The organism is Adlercreutzia sp. DFI.6.23 (assembly GCF_024462535.1).
Classification (GTDB): Bacteria; Actinomycetota; Coriobacteriia; order Coriobacteriales; family Eggerthellaceae; genus Adlercreutzia; species Adlercreutzia rubneri.
Genome location: NZ_JANGBP010000865.1, coordinates 1 through 257, shown reverse-complemented (window position 1 = coordinate 257; position 257 = coordinate 1). Strand labels below are relative to the sequence as shown.

Sequence of the window (257 nt, the reverse complement as noted above, 5' to 3'; positions counted from 1 at the left end):
TGCGTGAAGTCGGAGTTGCTAGTAATCGCGGATCAGCATGCCGCGGTGAATACGTTCCCGGGCCTTGTACACACCGCCCGTCACACCACCCGAGTCGTCTGCACCCGAAGCCGCCGGCCGAACCCTTTTAGGGGCGGAGGCGTCGAAGGTGTGGAGGGTAAGGGGGGTGAAGTCGTAACAAGGTAGCCGTACCGGAAGGTGCGGCTGGATCACCTCCTTTCTAGGGAGACAACCTAGAGCCGTTCTCATCCTCCCCA

General features: G+C 61.1%; 1 rRNA gene. It reads left to right on the top strand.

Features of this window, described 5'->3' with window-relative positions:
- Positions 1 to 220: ribosomal RNA gene (locus NE591_RS15805) — 16S ribosomal RNA — on the top strand; the annotation flags it as partial.
- Positions 221 to 257 lie beyond the last annotated feature (37 nt).